The organism is Terriglobales bacterium, assembly GCA_035764005.1.
Taxonomy (GTDB): Bacteria; Acidobacteriota; Terriglobia; order Terriglobales; family Acidobacteriaceae; genus Gp1-AA112.
Window position 1 is genome coordinate 1 of record DASTZZ010000097.1, and the last position, 18,153, is coordinate 18,153.

The 18,153-nt window shown below is 55.7% G+C and carries 9 protein-coding genes; 4 read left to right on the forward strand and 5 right to left on the reverse strand.

Annotation, left to right across the window (positions count from 1 at the left end):
* Positions 1-630, reverse strand: a 630-nt coding sequence (locus VFU50_15605) for a hypothetical protein (protein ID HEU5234287.1), incomplete at its 3' end; no start/stop codon positions are given.
* Between the two features lie 88 nt (positions 631-718).
* Positions 719-865 (reverse strand): hypothetical protein, encoded by a 147-nt coding sequence (locus VFU50_15610; GenBank protein ID HEU5234288.1) that lies wholly within the window; start codon positions 863-865, stop codon positions 719-721.
* A gap of 442 nt (positions 866-1,307) precedes the next feature.
* Here VFU50_15610 and gyrB point away from each other — a divergent pair, with 442 nt between their 5' ends.
* Positions 1,308-3,887, forward strand: a complete 2,580-nt coding sequence (gyrB, locus tag VFU50_15615) for a DNA topoisomerase (ATP-hydrolyzing) subunit B (protein ID HEU5234289.1) — start codon at positions 1,308-1,310, stop codon at positions 3,885-3,887.
* Between the two features lie 110 nt (positions 3,888-3,997).
* Here the strand turns inward: gyrB and serA are convergent, their stop codons facing one another.
* Together serA and VFU50_15625 are read right to left on the reverse strand one after the other, a co-directional pair.
* On the reverse strand, positions 3,998-5,617 hold the full coding sequence (serA, locus tag VFU50_15620) for a phosphoglycerate dehydrogenase (GenBank protein HEU5234290.1): 1,620 nt from the start codon (positions 5,615-5,617) through the stop codon (positions 3,998-4,000).
* A 242-nt stretch (positions 5,618-5,859) separates the two neighbouring features.
* Positions 5,860-7,113, reverse strand: a complete 1,254-nt coding sequence (locus VFU50_15625) for an alanine--glyoxylate aminotransferase family protein (GenBank protein ID HEU5234291.1) — start codon at positions 7,111-7,113, stop codon at positions 5,860-5,862.
* Between the two features lie 170 nt (positions 7,114-7,283).
* On the opposite strand from VFU50_15625, the gene VFU50_15630 reads away from it, so the two are divergent.
* The gene (locus VFU50_15630) at positions 7,284-8,336 is read left to right on the forward strand and encodes a DMT family transporter (GenBank protein ID HEU5234292.1); all 1,053 of its coding nucleotides are present in this window, start codon (positions 7,284-7,286) and stop codon (positions 8,334-8,336) included.
* A 536-nt stretch (positions 8,337-8,872) separates the two neighbouring features.
* Here VFU50_15630 and VFU50_15635 read toward each other — a convergent pair.
* Positions 8,873-11,005: a bi-domain-containing oxidoreductase gene (locus VFU50_15635; GenBank protein HEU5234293.1), complete on the reverse strand. Its 2,133-nt coding sequence runs from the start codon at positions 11,003-11,005 to the stop codon at positions 8,873-8,875.
* An 889-nt stretch (positions 11,006-11,894) separates the two neighbouring features.
* Here VFU50_15635 and VFU50_15640 point away from each other — a divergent pair.
* Positions 11,895-15,287 carry an SLBB domain-containing protein gene (locus VFU50_15640; GenBank protein ID HEU5234294.1) on the forward strand — a complete coding sequence of 1,131 codons (3,393 nt, stop codon included), beginning with the start codon at positions 11,895-11,897 and terminating at the stop codon, positions 15,285-15,287.
* A gap of 25 nt (positions 15,288-15,312) precedes the next feature.
* Entirely contained in the window at positions 15,313-18,150 is a 2,838-nt protein-coding gene (locus tag VFU50_15645) for a capsule assembly Wzi family protein (protein HEU5234295.1), read from the forward strand.
* The last annotated feature ends 3 nt before the right edge of the window (positions 18,151-18,153 follow it).

Genomic DNA, 18,153 nt, shown 5'->3' on the forward strand with positions numbered 1-18,153 from the left:
CGGCAGCATGTCGGCCAAGTGATGGAGTTTACTCACGTGAGCATTCGCCATCGCGCTAAACACCACTAGTTGGCAGAAAGCATCAATCCCGAATCCCAAAGCAAATCCGAACACCCGGTTCCGTTTGGAGACCCCCAAGTGCTGAGAACCGATGAACAGAAACATCAGGAGGGCGCATTCCATCACTCGAACAATGCGCTCAAAATCATAAACACCCAAAGTGAGCCAAGTGAGCTTGACTCCTTGGATCGAAGGTATTGAGGCAAAGACCAAGAAACCGATGAAGAAGATCGAGGCTGCAGCCCACTTGAACACGACTTTAGCGAGGTCCTGGAGGCCGGCGAAGGGCCTAAAAGCTGCGCAGAAGAGCTCGTAAAGCACGGCAATCATGAACACGTCCTGCATGGCGGTTCCGACCCAGTATGCAGAGTAGTAGGTCCAGGACTGCGGAGACGAATAGTGATAGCACAGGAACAGGACGCCAGCCTTAATCGTGATAAAGACGAAGAAGGAGGCTAGAAACTTGAACTGCGACAATAAGTTACGTTTAAAGAGAAGGAAAACGCAAAGCAATTGAAGAATTGGAGAGGCGATCCAGATCAGCTCGGACTGCAGCGAAAGGGCGGGCATAGTTCACCTATTCGCGAGGAGAATAGCCCTTAACCCGCCCTATATCAAGGCAAAATATTGAACCATAGTAACCTTTACTACCCGGTTACTAGTTGATTGCGCAGACTCCCGGAGGGCAAGCAGGAACCGGTTCGCAGCCCGCTCCGAGCAGGTTCTTCGAGCTCGAGGTTGCGGCAGAGGCCACAGCGGCGGCCATAACGATGGTAGCGAACAGCAGACGGAGCGACTTCTTCATGGGATTCCCCCTAAATAATGCTTAGTAACGCCGTTACCAACGTAATTCAGTAACTGGTTACTTTGGTGACTGGACAATATCAAGAGGTACCGAATTTGAAAACAATTATTTCTGTGGAAAGCTGTGGAAAACAGTTGATCGGATAAGCTCCTGACGAATCTGGAGTCAAAGCATTTTTGCAAGTCACGATCGAGAAGCTGGGCAACTCAGACGCTTATTGTGTGCGGTCGTGCGCGACCTGAACCGCGGTCGCCCAAAGCAACCATTTTGTGCTAAAATCGAAGTGTCTCAAAAGGCGATAAATCCCTGAATAATCAACTGTTTTGGTCGCTTTCCGCGCTCAGTCCGCAGTGATTTGCAGGGCAATTCCTGTCCTAGAATTCCGAGTGGGGTCCCCCGTTTGAAAGAAACAGCAGCAGTCAGGACGCAAGTGGAACAAAAGCTGAATATCGAGAAGGAGCCGAAGCCAAAAAAGGCCAATGGCAGCACCAACGGCGAGTACACGGCCGAAAGCATTAAGGCTCTGGAAGGCCTGGAGGCGGTGCGCCTCCGCCCGGCCATGTACATCGGTTCGACGGGCGAGATGGGCTTGCATCACCTTGTGTACGAAGTAGTGGACAACTCTGTTGACGAAGCTCTCGCCGGGCACGCCGACCGCATCGACGTCACGATCCATATCGACAATTCGATTACCGTAATCGACAACGGACGCGGTATTCCGGTCGATGACATGGAGTATCACGGCGAGAAACTTCCTGCGGCGCAGGTGGTTCTGACCGTGCTGCACGCAGGCGGAAAGTTCGATTCGTCAACCTACAAAGTTTCAGGCGGACTGCACGGTGTAGGTGTGAGTTGTGTGAACGCACTCTCGCATCAGCTCGATCTCGAAATTTGGCGCGATGGATTTGTGTGGGAACAGAGCTACGCAAAAGGCATACCTGCTTCGAAGTTCAAGAAGACGGGCACTACGAAAAAACGTGGCACAAAGGTTCATTTCCTGCCCGACAAAGAGATATTCACGACCATCGAGTACAACTACGACACGCTCGCGCAGCGTCTGCGTGAGCTCGCGTTTCTCAACAAAGGCTTGACGATCACTCTTACTGACGAGCGCGCCACCGACAGCAAGACGGGCGAAGCCAAGCACGCGGAATTCAAGTACACAGGCGGCATCGCTGAATTCGTAAAGCACCTCAATCGCGGCAAGACCGTGCTTCATGACAAGCCGATCTACATGGAAGCCGAGCGCGACGGAGTGGGCATGGAAATCGCCGTTCAGTACAACGACGGCTACTCCGAGTCGGTGTTCTCGTTCGCCAACAACATCAACACCGTCGATGGCGGAACACATCTTTCCGGATTCCGCACCTCTCTCACACGTACGATCAACTACGCAGGCCAGCAGCTCGGACTGTTCAAGGACTTGAAAGAGAATCTCTCCGGAGATGATGTTCGCGAAGGTCTGGTCGCAGTAGTGAGCGTGAAGCTGCCGCAACCGCAATTTGAAGGGCAGACCAAAGGCAAGTTGAACTCCGACATCGCAGGCATCGTCCAAGCGTTCATCAATGAACGTCTGGGCGCGTTCCTGGAGCAGAACCCAGCCGTCGCGCGCCGAATCATCAATAAAGCTATCGAGGCGGCGCGCGCTCGCGAAGCAGCTCGGAAGGCTCGCGATCTGACGCGACGCAAAGGCGCGCTCGATGGCGGAGGTCTGCCGGGCAAGCTCGCCGACTGCTCCGAGCGCAGCGCCGATCGTTGTGAAATCTATCTCGTCGAAGGCGAGTCGGCCGGCGGCACGGCGAAGCAGGGACGCGATCGGCGCTTCCAGGCGATCCTGCCGCTCAAGGGCAAGATCCTCAACGTCGAGAAAGCTCGCTATGACAAGATGCTCGGGCATGAAGAAATTCGCGCCATGATCACCGCGCTCGGATGCGGAATCGGGAAGGAAGACTTCGATCCGGCCAAGCTCCGTTACGGGAAAGTGATTCTCATGACCGACGCTGATGTGGATGGATCTCACATCCGCACGCTGCTGCTCACGTTCTTCTTCCGCCACATGACGGAGCTGATCAAGCGCGGACACGTGTACATCGCGCAGCCTCCGCTGTACCGTATCAAAAAGGGAAAATTCGAGCAGTACATCAAAGACGATCGCGAATTCGTGAAGGTAATGGTCCGTCGCGCAGCCGATGGGATGACGGTGCGCTATGGCGAAGGCGCCGCAAAACTCGAAGGACCTGAACTCACGAAGTTCACAACCAAGCTCAATGAGTATCTCGGCTTCTTCGAGAAGGTGAACAAGCATCTGCGCGAAGAACGCATCGCCGAGCTGCTGCCGAGGATCGACTTCACGGCCCGCACTGATTTTGAAGGTTCAGAAAAAGGCATTCCGCCGAAGGTGAAAGAGCTGGAGAAGCGCATCAAGAGCCTGCTCAAAGAACTCGGTTTGAAGTCAGTCGAGACTCGGCACGAAGAAGAACACAACACGTGGCTGGTCAGTTTCGTGGATTCGCAAGGCGCCGAACGCATTATCAACTGGGAACTCATCACCTCGCCTGAATACCGGCAGATGATCTCGAAGTACAAGCAGATCACCAACTACATGGAGCCGCCGTTTATCATCGAGCACGCAGCGCGTCCCGAAAAGGGAAAGACTGCGGAGGAAGAAGCAGAAACCTCGATTACGGAAGCCGAATCTGCGAAGCAGGAAAAGGGATCATCCAAGCGCAAAAGCACGGTCGAGCCCGTCGAGAAGAAGTCGCCAAAGGAGCTGTTTGAATACGTCCTAAGCCAGGGCAAGAAAGACTACGACGTGCAACGCTACAAGGGTCTTGGTGAAATGACCTCAACGCAGCTTTGGGAAACGACCATGAATCCCGAGGTGCGCAGCCTCATGCAGGTGAAGCTCGAGGATATTGCGGAAACCGAGACAATTTTTACCACGCTCATGGGCGAAGACGTTGAAGCCCGCCGCAAGTTCATCGAAGAGAACGCACTTGATGTGAAGAACCTGGATATCTGACGTTCAGGATGTAATCACCGGCACCCGGGTTCAACCCAGGTGCCGTTTTTCTTTGTACTCAATCTCTGTGAGCGTGAAGCTTTGGCCCGTGTTTCGCCAGCCCAGCGGCGCTAAATCTGCACCGTTCGCAACTGGATGACAGCCGACACGCGTCTCAAGTCATCCAGCGCGGCTTGCGTTACCGCCTGATCGGTTTGCACCACAGCCATAGCTTCGGCGCGCGCCGAAGCCGCTCCCGATGACGTGCTTGCAGCCGCACTGCTGGCGCTCGCTTCACTGCGTCCCAACGCGAAGTTAGCGATGTTGATCTGGTTTTTTCCCAAAACGGTTCCAACTTGTCCAATAACGCCGGGCACATCTCGATTGCGTAAAACGGTGAGATACCCCTCAAGCGGAGCCTCGACGCGGAATCCGTCCAGATCAAGTAATCGCGGGTAGCGCCCGTGCAGCAGAGCTGCACGGGCCCGATGCTCACCGTGCTGTGTGCGTATGTTCAGCGAGATGACATTTCCCGCGCTCAAGTCCTCTGGCTTCTTCTGCTCCTGCACCTGAACACCCCGCTCAGCGGCGACGGTATTGGCGTTCACCAAATTCACGCTGTCAATGCTGTGTTTAAGGGCGCCTTTGAGTGCGGAGTTGCGGAGGAGCGCGGTTTTCCATTCTGCGACCCGACCGTGATAGACGAGGTTGATGCTCTCGACATTGCCCTCGCTGAGTTGTCCCAAAAAGAGACCGAGTTTTTCAGCGAGATCGATATAAGGATGCATCTCGCGATACTCCTCATCGGAGAGCGAAGGCACGTTGACTGCGTTCTGGATGACTCCGCGCTTCAGATATTCCTTGACCTGCATCGCGATCTGTACGCCGACGAGTTCCTGCGCTTCGTTCGTTGATCCTGCGATGTGAGGCGTGGCGATCACGTTCGGAGCGGACAATAAAGCGTTCTCTTTCGGAGGCTCGTGAGAGAAGACATCAAGCGCAGCTCCGGCTACATGACCTGAGTTAAGCGCCTGAAGCAGTGCTGCATCATCGATTAACTCGCCGCGAGCGCAGTTCACAAGGCGAACACCTTTCTTCATCTTTGCGATCGATGCTGCATTGATCATGCCCGTCGTTTGTGGTGTGAGGCCGACATGCAGAGAAATGTAATCAGAGCTGCCGTAGAGCGAGTCGAGTCCGACGAGTTCAATCTCGAGATCGCGCGCGAGCTGCTGTGCGACGAAGGGATCATAGGCAAGGACTTTCATTCCAAAAACCTTCGCGCGTCGTGCGACTTCCACTCCCACCCGTCCGAGTCCAATGATGCCGAGTGTTTTGCCTTTGAGCTCGGTGCCTTGCAGCGACTTCTTTTCCCATTTTCCTGCTCGCGTCGTTTGGTCCGCTTTGGGAATGAAGCGCGCCAGAGAGATCATGAGTCCGATGGTGTGTTCGGCGACAGCAATAGCATTCGCGCCGGGTGTGTTCATCACGACGATGCCTTTGCGCGTGGCAGCCTCGGCATCGACGTTGTCGACGCCAACGCCGGCGCGGCCGATGACGCGCAGCTTTTGTGTAGAGTCGATCAGCTTCGCGTTGACATCAGTCGCGGAGCGAACGACGAGGGCGTCGGCATCGCGAACGGCGGTTGCAAGATCGCCCATCTGTTCGTGGGTGATGACTTCGAAATCCGGCTCATCACGGAAGACTTTGAGCGTAGCCGGAGAAACTTTTTCAGCTATAAGAATTTTCACGAGGACCTCAATATGTAGGCGATGAGAACATTGCCGGCCCGCTCGGCCGGGATTTCACTCTTGTCATTCCGAACGGATGCTCACGCGTGCTGTTGCGTGAGCAGGAGAGAGGAATCCCTATAAATTCGATAATTTTCTACTCAACACGATTCTCTAGGTGATAGGGATTCCTCACGCCAACAGCAGGCGTTCGGAATGACAAACCAAAGAAAAACACCCGGCCGAGGGCGGCTCCACGTTAGCTAGGCAGTGACGGCCAGGCTCGACGAACACACTTCCGATGTTCGTCCACACGAACAGCGCTGATCGGCTTCCAGCAATTGCGCCAGCGTAGTGCCTTTGCGCTTCGCATAGACCGCTTGCGCAGCTTTCAGTCCAACGCCCAGCAGATCGCGGCCGAGAATCGGTCCGAGCACATGTTCGAGGCCGCCGACCATGGCAATCGTATCCAGATAATCGAAAAAGCCGAGATGCGCGATACGGAAGAGCTGTCCCTTCATCTCGCCCTGGCCATTGGCGATCACACCACCGAATTGCTCCTTGAATCCTTTTACGACCTTTCCCGAATCGGTACCCTCAGGGGCGAGTACAGCGGTCACGGCTGCTGCGGGCGCGGTCGGCGCGAAGAGTTTCAGTCCGAATGCCTGGATGGCGGCACGCGTCATCTCTGAGACTACTTCGGCGTTGTGGATGAGCGCGTCCCGGCCAGCCGCGATATCGCCTCCTGCTCCAGCGGCGATGTAGTCGAGGGCTGCTCCAAGAGCGGCGATCAGCGCGACGGCCGGCGTATAGGCCGATTCGCCTGCGGAAGCGGACTTGCGCTCTTTTCGCAAATCGAAGTAATAACGCGGATTCTTGCTCGTCTCCATGCGCTTCCAAGCGCGCTCGCTCACTGCGCAGTAGGCCAAGCCGGGAGGAATCATGACGGCCTTCTGCGATCCCCCAATGATTACGTCAATACCCCAGCCATCGACATCGAAATGCGTGGTGCCGAGTCCCGTAATGGCATCTACCACGAGAAGCGCATCAGTCTCTTTGGTGAGTGCAGCGATGCTCTGCACGCAGTGACGCGCACCCGTGGAGGTCTCCGTCGCTTGCATGAAGACGGCCTTTACATCAGGCTTGAGGCGCGCACGGACTTCTTCGATTGAGAACGTCTGGCCGTATGGCGCGGTGAGCGTATCCACCTGGCAGCCGAAAGCTTTGCCCAGGCTGGTCCAGCGCTCGCCAAATTTGCCGGCGCTGAGTACGAGAATGCGATCGCCGGGCGAGGTGAGGTTCGAGACCGCAGCTTCCATCGCGCCTGTGCCGGACGAGGCGAGAATGATGACGTCGTTCTTGGTTCCGACGAAGTCTTTCAGCTGCGAGAGCACGCGCTGATATAACGCGCGAAATTCCGCGGTGCGGTGATGAACGTCGGCGGCAGCCATGGCGAATTGTGCCGCCGGCAGCAACGGAGTAGGACCGGGCGTAAAAAGACGAACCTTTTTTAACATGTCTTTTATTCTAAGTTGAGCGGCTCCCCATTTGTGATGCGCGAAACGAAGTTTTGCGCCTTGACCATCAAAAATTCTTCTACTTCGTATTATTGAAGCTGATAAACCAGTGCTGGGGCCTCTTCGACCTCGCTCCAGCGCATCTGTTGTGCTTTACGTCTGCGCGGCGAATGCACTTTGCCTTCCTCAAATCGGGAGTGCTGATAGCGCTGATCGCGCATACGCTGATCGGCATCTCGCTGGTTTGGGACAAGGTGCTGCTCAAACGGCCTGAGACGAAGAACCTGGTGAACTATGTCTTTTGGCTGGGCGCGATCAGCATCTTTGGCCTGGTGCTGATCCCGTTCGGATTCAAGATGCCCCACATCTCTGTTGCGGGACTTGGATTCATCACAGGCATTCTGCATTTGATCGCGGTTTACTTCTATTACGACGCCCTGAAACGCGGAGAAGCCAGCGAGTCGCTGGCCGCTATCGGCGGCTTCAGTCCTGTTGCTACTGCCGTCATCGGCTATTTCCTCCTCAGTCAACCATTCGCGGGAGGAAAAGTCATCGCATTTGGTTTGCTCACTGCAGGCGGATTTCTCATGTTCCTCGCCGAGGAGATGAACTTTCGCCGGATGATTGTTCCCATGGCCCTCTCCTCTGGATTGTTTGGCCTCGTTAACGTCCTGCAGAGAATCGTTTTCAAAGAAACAAACTTCGTTACTGGATACGTGTTTTTCACTCTCGGGACCTGTGTAGCAGCGTTCGCGCTGCTGATTCGCCCGAAGTGGCGAATTCAAATATTCAAGCACTCCGAAGAAGCGACCCCACGCAGCAAATTCTGGTACTTCGTGAATCGCTTCATCGATGGAGTGGGATCGTTTCTCGTCTTTTACGCCATCAGCCTCACGCATCCGGCGATTGTGGACGCGATCTCCGGCGTACGCTTCGCGATCATCTTCATAGGCGCGCTGCTGCTCACCAAGTTGCGACCACAATGGCTCTCTGAGGACTTCTCCGGCCGCACGCTGCTGGTCAAAACTCTGGCGACTGCCAGCATCGTCACGGGAATGGTTTGGCTTTCGACCCATGGCGGACATCAAGAAGCGGGAACAGGAACTGCTCAGCTAAGGACGACACCGCACATTGCACTTTCGTGTGGGGCGCCGACGCGAATTCCTGATTCTGTTTCGCCGAATCCAGTGCTACTATCGCTCACCAACTCAGGACACAACTGATCGGCAGCCTGATCGCGGAGTTCTGTTGTGCGGCTCGCGATTTTGCTGCGCGCGCGCTCAGGATCTGACAACCTGCGAGTGCGCGCTGCCACCCAATCGAGTAAGTGTTCGTTCGAGTTGCCGGGAGCAGATTTGCATGCCGATGCGCGTGAGCTGTTTAGTGTCTTGTCTTCTGATAAGCGGCCTCGGCTTCGCACAATCGTCAGCTTCGGCTACTCCCATGCGATCCTCGATACAAGAACGTCTTATTTATTCGTCTCACGAGCGCCTGCAATGGGAGGCAGCTCAGATGTGGAACGCACCACCCGTTCCTGCTGCAACCGAACCCGCCCATCATTCAATTCATCTCCAACAACCTCCGCTTACACCTCCGCGAATTCGGCGGGAATGGCTGCGACCGTCGCCAGAAGCAGAGACTCCAGAGACAAATCCCGACCTCACTGATATGGTCGGGAGTTCTTCGTACTTGCAAAAGAAAACGCGGTGAGCCTGAACTCCCTGTGACGATCAGAGATGTCGAACTGGGTTCGGCGCACTCAACCTCCTGAAATCTGGCGTTCGACCTCGAATGCTATGCGCGCAGCTTCGATTTGGTGATCCAGCGAGATCGGCCACTCGGCCTGATTGCGAAGAGTCTGGGCTAATGCTTCCATTTCTTCAACATGGCCCTTCTGCTGCGTGAGAGACGTCCACCCGCGCTGCTTACTACCGACAATCGTCAGAGACTTGTAGTCAATCATCGACATCACCTTGCCGTCGCAGAAGATCTCCATGCTCTCCTTGGGGTGAGACTTGCTGCCCAAAGCCGTGTACGTGAGCGTGCACACGGAGCCGTCTTCATAGGAGATTGTTGCGACGAAGTTCTCGTTCTTGAAGTACTGCTTGCCCCGCGGCGCGATTGATGTTGCCTGAATTGCTCTGACTCTGCTTCCTGTAAGGAAATTGAATAAGTCATAGATGTGACAAGCCTCGCCAAGATTGCGCCCTCCACCTTCACTCGAATGCGCCCAGTGGTCTGGGGGAAGATACCCGGCATTCATGCGATAGTTCAGCATCATCGGCGCGACCCGGGTTTGCAGGATTTCGTGTGTTCGCTTCATTGCCGGTGAAAATCGGCGGTTGTATCCAGTCATCAACAATGGAGCATTGGTCGTCGTTTCGTAGAAAACGCGCAGTTGGTCGAGGTCGGCTGGATCGAGCGTCAGCGGCTTTTCGACAAACAGATCTTTGCCGGCGTTGAGGGCACTCAAAACCATACTGCCGTGAAGATCGTGACGGGTAGCGATGATTACGAGATCAATCGCTGCGTCCGACAGCAACTGGTCAAAATCGGTGGTCGCGTATGCGGCGCCGAACTGATCGGCGATTGCGCGTGCGTTTGCTCCGGTACGACTGAGCACAGCATGAAGCTCAAACCGATCCTTCAGTCGCGCGAGGTTGGGCAGGTGCATCGTCGCGGCAAAGTTCCCGGCTCCCGCAATGCCGACTCTGATCTTTCCCTCGCTGGCGGTTCGCGCCCTCAAGGAGATGGTGTGAGCAGGACGAGTCTCCCGCTCGGGATATTCGAGAAGAACGATCAGCGACCTTTCTTCTCCGCGCTTCAGGGCTTCGTAAGCTTGCGGCGCTTCGTCAATCGAGTACTTGCTGATTCCCAAAGTGGGAATCGAGATCTGCCCCTTCGCAAGCAAGCCCAAGTAGGCTTCCATGTTGCGGTTCTCTGTCCAGCGGACCCAGGGCAGCGGATAGTCCTGACCGCCTTCTTCGTAAGTAGCGTCATAGCGTCCCGGTCCGTAGGAGCACGAAATCAGGAAATCGAGCTCTTTCTTGTAAAAATCGGAGCGCTTAAGATCGAGACCGACATCGCCCACCAACACCACCCTGCCTTTTTTTCGGCAAACCTGCATCGCTTCGCTGACGATCGAGCTGCCCGAACTGGCAGCGGTGATGATCGCAGCGTCGGCGCCGAAGCCATCCGTAAGCCGGTGCACCTGTTCGACGAAGTCGTCCGCCGTTGGATCGGCGCTGAAATCCATGCCGTTCTCAACGGCGATCTTTACTCGCTCAGCATTGATGTCCATTCCGATCACGCGGCAGCCATTCAAGCGCAACAACTGAGCTGTCAACTGCCCGAGCGCTCCGAGTCCAATTACGGCGATCGTCTCTCCCAAAGTGGGATTCGCCCGGCGCACGCCTTGAAGCGCGATAGCGCCAAGGGTTACGGTCGACGCGACCTCAGTACTCACGCCTGAAGGAATCTTGGCGCACAAATTTACGGGAACATCGATAAACTCCGCATGATTTGCGATTCCGCCTCCGGCACAGGCCACCAAATCTCCAACCGAAAAGGCTGAGAGCTCCGACCCGATGCCAATTACTTCACCGGCTGCGGAGTAGCCGGTCGGAAGTCCGGCATTCAGCATCCCCAGAACGCGATCGAGCGTTCGCTTTACGCCCTGGTCGCGCATGATTTCGAACACTCGTTTTGCGTGCTCCCGCTGCTTCAAAGCTCGGCGATACAGCGGCAGCCCAGAGTTGTTCACTCCGGCGATCTCGGTACCTGCGCTGACACACGAGTGGTGGATGCGCACAAGAACGTTCTTTGGGCTTACTTGTGGCGCCGGGACTTTCTGGATTATCACCGCTCCGGCTTTGACGAGCGCCTGTTTCATTGCGACTTCAGCCTACAACTCGTTCCCGAAAGTTGATGAAATCTCATTTGATCTCATCCGATCTGTGGCTAATCTCATTCAGATCTCATCAAGTCCTGATGAGATATCTCATCCTGGAGCTTGTGATATCCCGGAAGAATCTCATTAATTCTCGAAAACGCGGGATTCTAAAAACGGTTCGCGGCCTTCGCTTAACTCTGCGGTGGCGCTCTCTGAAGATGAGCAGTTGTCGATACAGATAACCATAGCCAAGCCAAACAAAACATGAGAGTTGTGCGATTGTTCATCTCGATTCCGATCGCAAAGCTCTCGAATTGAACCACGGCGTTAACGCCGAAATTTCCACGGGGTTAACGCCCATTTTTCCACAGCGTTAACGCCGAAATTTCCACGGCGTTAACCCAGCCGTTTCGGCGTTAACGCCAAGTTTGGGATTCAGAGGTATTTGGCACGCGTCCACATTCCGAAATTGGGAAAAAGGCCCACACTTCTGTGCTATCCCGCATTTTGCAAATTGTCAAGCTGGAAGTTACTCAAGCTGTGAGCACGTATGAAGCCAAAGTGGAGTCCCGATTTGGGACGCTCGCAATTGGTGTCCTGACTCGAACCTGAGCCTGCTGCGTTTTTCAGGTGTTCCAAATTTATCCGAACGACTAGTGACGATCGCTTGATCCAGCAGGCGAGAGTCCTGGAAGGAAAATGCAAACAAAAAAGCCATTGCCAAATTCTTTCAGGAGCCTTTTGGGCGCGCTATTGTGTTACACTGCTGCCCACGTTCAAACAGCTCACCTATTGATTAACCCTAATCCGGTTAAGGGTTTAGCTGTTGAAGGTTGCAGTCTCATTCACGTGCGGAAACAACGCGCGTCTGTTTTGCGCGAGTGGTGTAATGAAAAAATTCTCCCCCGCCTCTGCTGTCTCCATTTCTCTGGCTCTTTTTCTTTTTACCTGTTCCTGTTTTGCTCAAAACGATGTGGATCCGTACGCGGAAGCTCGCGATCGCGATGCCGCGCTGCAGGCTTATCACTCGGTCGGCCAGACGCCAAGCAGGACTCCAGATGCCGATGCTGCGCTGACTTCTGACGTCATCATCCAACTCCTGCAATCGGAGCCTGCGCTCAAGCTTCAAGTCAAGCGCGTGCTGATCCAGAAAGCTCTCGATCAGGGCAGGCTTTTGGCTGAAGAGGATCTCGGTGACAGCGACTTGTACGCGCTGATTCGCGACGATCTCAACATTCGCAAGATCGCGAGCGATGAAATTGAGAAGCGGCACTATTTACCTCTTCGCCCTACCGATGAAGAGGCATTCGAAGCGCGCATGCGCCAACTCAGGCTGCAGCAGCTTGAGAGCGACGAAGCCCATCAGCGCGGCATGACGGTCGACCAGGCAAAACCTGGAACCCAAACCGCAAGCACTACCGAGAAGCCAAAAGCCTCCCCCTCTCCCATCTCTCCGTTCACGGACAGCGGACCTTCGACGCTGTCTCCCGATGATCGCGATTTGCAGCGCATCAGCCCGAGCGAGCTGCCGCAATTGTTGACTGCATCTGCGCAGTTGGGCGGAAGTGGATCCGGCGGGCTGGGACTTGGAGGAAGGTCGTCGTCAGCGAATTCAACCGACGCATCGCTTTTGATTCCTTCGATTACGCCGGAACCAGCTTTGCCGTCGGAGCGAGAGATTCTTTCCGGTGCAAATCAGCCGTCAGCATCGGCTACGCCCAGAGTGCAATCTTCAGGAGCGATGGATGATTCAGGCCGCGCCTTTCGCAAGCAGCCGAATCCCTATGGAATGGTGCCATCGCTCTACGACTTGTATGAGCAGACGCCGGCCCAAGGTAGAAAGCTGGAGCGATTTGGCGCGAGCGTCTTCGCCAAAGGGACCGGCAACCTCGACCAACTCCCGATGGATGTTCCGGTTGGCCCTGACTACGTCATCGGGCCTGGCGACGGACTCAACGTGGATCTGTGGGGATCGGTTTCTCAGCGCTTGCAGCGCGTCGTGGATCGAGAAGGCCGGCTGTCGCTTCCCGAAGTGGGAACCGTTCTTGTCGCCGGCAAGACTCTCGGCGAAGTGCAGCAGACGGTGCAACGACAGCTTCGCGATCAATTTCGCGATGTCCAGACTGACGTCTCTCTCGCTCGCGTGCGCACGGTTCGTGTGTACGTTGTAGGCGATGTCGCCAACCCCGGCGCTTACGACGTGAGCTCGCTTTCAACTCCTCTGAACGCATTGTATGCAGCCGGTGGGCCGACTGCTCGCGGCTCCATGCGCCTCGTGCGGCACTATCGCGGCAAGCAGCTCGTTGAAGAGCTTGATCTCTACGACTTGCTGCTTCACGGGGTAAATTCCGAGGTGAAGCGGCTTGAGTCCGGCGATACCATTCAGGTTCCTCCGGCCCAGCCCGAAATTGCGATCGACGGCATGGTGCGCCGTCCGGCACGCTACGAGTTACTGCATGAAACTTCTCTCGATCAAGTGCTTGAGCTCGCCGGTGGTGTGCTGCCTTCGGCAGCTTTGCGTCATATCGAAATCGAGCGCGTGCAGGCTCACGACAAGCGCGTAATGCTGAGCCTGGACTTGCCCGAGGCTGAGGGAGCTACCAAAGTCGACGCAGCGCTCTCGGCATTTAAAGTTCAGGACGGAGATAGTATTCGGATCTTCCCGATTCTTCCCTATGCACAGCAGGCTGTGTATCTCGATGGGCATGTCTTCCGCCCAGGCAAGTACGGTTATCACGAGGGGATGAAGATCTCCGACCTGCTGCACTCGTACGCGGACATGCTGCCCGAGCCGTCCCATCGGCACGCGGAAGTTATTCGCCTATCAGCGCCGGATTTTCGCCCTACCGTGTTGGCCTTCAATCTTGATGACGCGATCAAGGGTGATCCCAAATCAGACCTCCTGCTTCAGCCGCTCGATACGATCCGGATTTTCAGCCGCTACGATTTCGAAGATCCGCCGGAAGTGACGGTCTCTGGGGAAGTCCGCAGGCCCGGAGTGCATCGCACGAGCGGAGATCTTCATGTTCGCGACGCCGTCTATCTCGCCGGAGGATTGGCTCCGGACGCACTTCTCTCCGATGCCCAGGTCTTCCGTCGCGCGAACGGCAAAACCGAAGTTGTGAGCGTGAATCTCGAAGCGGCGCTGAAGGGCGATCCCGGCAACAACCTTCTGCTGCAGCCGCGCGATCGGCTGATTATTCATCGCGATCTCGCCAAGGCCGATCCTGCCTCGGTAAAGATTGAAGGCGAAGTAGAGCGGCCGGGCAAATATCCGCTCGGCAATGGCATGACTGCCACGGATCTTGTCCGCATTGCCGGCGGATTTAAGCGCAGCGCCTATACCGATCTCGCCGATCTTTCCCGGTACGTCGTCCAGGACGGAGCCAAAATCCAGGGCGAGCACGAGCAGGTTGAAATTGCGAAAGCGTTCACCTCGCACGATGCCGATGTTCCACTTCGGGACGGCGACACGCTTACGATTCGTCCGATCGCGGGCTTCAGCAATATCGGTGCGACCGTTTCCGTAAAAGGCGAGGTCATGCATCCCAGCGTCTACGGAATCAAAGACGGCGAGCGCTTGAGTTCTGTTTTGAAACGCGCGGGCGGATTTGGTCCTGATGCATATCCGCAGGGCATCGTCCTGAGCCGCGACTCGCTGCGCACTATGGAAGAGCAGAATCGGCTCGATCTCTTGTCGCGTCTGCAGGCAGAAAGCGCGAATCAACCGAAATACAAGCCAGGCACGAGTCCAGCTGAGGCGGCGCTAGTTTCTCAATCTGCGGCGCTTCAACAGCAGCAGCTGATTGACCGACTGAAGAATGAGCCCCCATTGGGCAGGCTTGTGGTTCACATCAACGGCGACATTTCCAAGTGGCAGGGCGGTCCGGAAGATATAGAGCTGCGCAGAGGCGACACGATCGTAATCCCCAAACGCCCAACGCAGGTGATGGTGACTGGCCAAGTCTACAATCCGACGGCGGTCACATATATACCCGGCAAGAATGCGGAATGGTACTTGCGTCAATCGGGCGGAACCTCTGAGCTGGCGAATAAGAAGGCAATCTTCATTGTGCGCGCCGACGGTTCGCTGGTCGGGCGCGGAGGTACCACCGACGGTTTCTGGCACCAGAACGTGCTCAGCACGGTGCTGCATCCCGGCGATACCGTGGTAGTTCCGGAAAAGCTGCTGGGAGGGACGCCGGTTTTCAAGACATTGCTGGACTCCGCACAAGTAATTTCATCCATAGCGGTTACTGCCAAAGCTGTAGGAGTGTTTTAATCGCGTGCGGCTTCGGATCTCGATTATGGCGGTAGGACTGGCGAGTTGGAGTGTGTGCGCCTGGGGGCAGGCCGAGGGCGCCCAATCCACAGCAGATTCATATCGGGAACAGCTCAAGGCCGAAGCCGCAGATCCGCAGCAATCAACCTCGTCAGATTCCAGCTCCCGAGAGGCGTACAAAGACCACCTTCGTCGCCTCTCCGGTGATACGAGCGCTTCTGATATCCGTCCAACTACTTCGCAGAATTCAACTGCTTCCCAAAACGGGCTCGATGACGGCAGGACCGAATCCCCGGTCGTCGGATCCAGTCCTGTATCGCAGGCGAGTGACGTCGGTGCCGGAGGTCACAGCGCACTTCAACCAGTTTCGCTGGCGACCGGCACTCGCTCTCTTTCAGGCATGGTGCTTCCGCCGCAGGTTTCTCCCGGTACGGATTGCAGCGATGCTTATTGTCAGCAGCTTCGAAGTGTGGCGAACGGGGTCAAGCCGGAAGTCCGCCTCAATACCTATGAGCCGGGCCGCACGCCGACGACGGAGGGAAACTTTGTCCGCAATCTCGCCTTCGATCAAGTGCATATTTGGGAGAGCCCGTTCAAGCTGCGTGACACGGACTCGACTTGGATCTTACCCTTCGGCGTAGTCACCGGCGGCCTGATCGCAACCGATCGCGACGTTTCCAAGCAACTGGTGAAACCAGCGCATATCGACACGAGCAAACAGATTTCAAATCTCGGACTCTACAGCTTCATCGGCGCTGGCGCGGGCTTCTATGGCTTAGGACTGATCACTAACGACGATCACAAGCGCGAGACCGGATTACTTGCAGGGGAAGCGTTCATCAACGCAACACTCGTCGGCACAGCTCTGAAAGGGATTGTTGGCCGAGAGCGCCCCTTTGAGAGCGACCACTTCGGTCACATAGGAAGAGGAGGCAGTAGCTTTCCCTCGGAACATGCCTTGGGAAGCTGGGCGATCGCCAGCGTGATCGCTCACGAGTACCCAAACCCGTTTATTCAGATTGCCTCATATGGATTGGCTTCAGCAGTCTCGGTAACGCGGCTGACTGCGGGCCAACACTTCCCGTCAGACGTTTTCGTCGGCGCTACATTCGGCTATTTGATCGGTCGGAAAATGTACCGCGACCACCACAATCCCGAGCTCGGCGGCTCCGAATACGGAACTTTCATCCGCGAGCGCCCTCGCGATGCCGAGCATTCCGGATCAGCCTACGTTCCACTTGAGAGCTGGGTCTATCCAGTCATCGACCGCCTGGCAGGGCTGGGCTACATTCACTCAAACTTCGATTCCGAGCGTCCCTTCACACGCCTGGAGTGCGCCCGTCTGGCATCCGAAGCAGCCGGAAACGCCAGCAGCGACGACACTCCCGCGAATGTTCTAGCGATGATCGACGAGCTGCAGCGAGAATTCGCACCCGAAGCAGACGTCTGGGCAGGCGATTCCGAAAACCGAAGCGCAGTGCTGGAGTCGGTCTACACAAGAGCAACGGAAATCACCGGCCCAGTCCTACGAGACGGCTACCACTTCGGCCAAACCCTTTACAACGACTACGGAAGACCCTACGGCCGCGGCTTTAACAACATCACCGGCTTCTCAGCGAGGGCAACTTCCGGTCCACTCGTGTTTTATTTCAGGGGGGAGTATCAGCATGCGCCGGGGAATCCGGACTACACGGCGGCGCAGAAGGCCTTGATCGATGTATCGGATATCATCGTTTTTCACCCCGGCGACACAGGCGACACGCCGGTTCTCGATAACCAGTTTCCGGCTACGGACAGGTTCAGAATTCTTGACGCGTATGTCGGCCTAAATTTCGCCGGAAATCGGCTCACGCTTGGTCAGCAGAGCTTGTGGTGGGGCCCTGGATCGGATACCAATTTTGCTCTTACTGACAATGCTCAACCGCTGAGGATGATCCGGTTTAGCAATACATCACCGGTAGAAATTCCCTTTTTGTCAAAGTTCCTGGGTCCTCTCAGATATGACATGTTTTTAGGCCAGCTAAGTGATCAGCATTTCCTTGTAGCGAACGGCGTGCTATATGGACCACATTTGAAGACACAGCCTTTTATCCAAGGTCAGAGATTCACGTTTAAGCCAACGGAAAATTTTGAGTTCGGGTTTTCTCGGACGGGGATTTTTGGAGGGGATGGCAAACCTTTAACCCTTGACGAGTTTCTCCGCGCAACATTCTCGGCGGGCAATACTGCGGCCGGAACTTTGCCGGGATCAGCGGGAGATCCGGGAGATCGGCGGAGCTTTGTAGATATCAGTTATCGAGTGCCGAAGGTGCGTGATTGGCTAACTGTCTACCTGGAGGAATTCAGTGAAGACGAACTTTCTCCACTGTTTCAACCGCGATCAGCTGCGATGCGACCCGGGATCTATATGCCCAAGATTCCAAAGCTCAACCGAGTTGATCTCAGGCTAGAAGGCACCTATACCGACATACCCAGTTTTGGAGGCGGTCGGGGCTTCTTCTATTTCAATGACGCTTACCGCAACGGCTACACTAACGATGGCAATCTTCTCGGGAGCTGGATCGGTCGAGAGGGTCATGGCGTTCGGGCTACTTCTACCGTATGGCTCTCAAAGAAAAATACGATTCAGATGGGCTATCGTGCAGCCGTAGTGGATAAGGACTTCATTGAGGGTGGTCGATACGCGGACGAAAGTGCCACTGCGACTTTCGCCGTGCGATCCGATCTGATGCTTTCTGCCGGTTTGCAGTATGAAAAGTGGCACTTCCCAGCTCTCGCGAGAGGAGTGCAGACGAATTTCTCTTCGTCGATACAGCTGACGTTTTTGCCTCAGCAGAGCAGGCGACCCGCTTCTACTCAGTAAGAT

Coding starts and splice junctions, on each gene's coding strand:
- VFU50_15625 (HEU5234291.1), bottom strand. CDS start 7,113: ATGTTAAAAAAGGTTCGTCTTTTTACGCCCGGTCCTACTCCGTTGCTG.
- VFU50_15630 (HEU5234292.1), top strand. CDS start 7,284: ATGCACTTTGCCTTCCTCAAATCGGGAGTGCTGATAGCGCTGATCGCG.
- VFU50_15645 (HEU5234295.1), top strand. CDS start 15,313: ATGGCGGTAGGACTGGCGAGTTGGAGTGTGTGCGCCTGGGGGCAGGCC.
- VFU50_15610 (HEU5234288.1), bottom strand. CDS start 865: ATGAAGAAGTCGCTCCGTCTGCTGTTCGCTACCATCGTTATGGCCGCC.
- VFU50_15640 (HEU5234294.1), top strand. CDS start 11,895: ATGAAAAAATTCTCCCCCGCCTCTGCTGTCTCCATTTCTCTGGCTCTT.
- VFU50_15635 (HEU5234293.1), bottom strand. CDS start 11,005: ATGAAACAGGCGCTCGTCAAAGCCGGAGCGGTGATAATCCAGAAAGTC.